The 210-nt window shown below is 32.9% G+C and carries 1 protein-coding gene; it reads right to left on the bottom strand.

What is annotated here, in order from left to right; all coding sequences use genetic code 11:
• On the bottom strand, positions 1–210 hold a 210-nt coding region (locus CWC11_RS22710), incomplete at both ends, for a lipoprotein insertase outer membrane protein LolB (RefSeq protein WP_349304436.1).

The raw sequence follows: 210 nt of genomic DNA, 5'->3' as shown, positions 1-210 counted from the left end.
TAAAATCAGATTTTGTTTATCTTCTTTTAAATACCAATTAAAGTTAGCTGATTGACGATTGTCAGGGGCAATAAATGCAAGTTTACCTCTCGCTTGCCAATTTTTTTGTTGTTTTAGCCTAGATTGCCAGTCTTGTGCTACGTTTTGCTGAGGTAATTGTTGCGCACAACCCGTTAAAATTAATAAAAATATGAGTAAAATCAAATGAAG

The organism is Pseudoalteromonas sp. S3178 (genome assembly GCF_005886985.1).
In the GTDB taxonomy this organism is placed as follows: domain Bacteria; phylum Pseudomonadota; class Gammaproteobacteria; order Enterobacterales; family Alteromonadaceae; genus Pseudoalteromonas; species Pseudoalteromonas carrageenovora.
The sequence above is the reverse complement of the archived record's forward strand: the minus strand, read 5'-3'. Positions and strand labels throughout refer to the sequence as shown.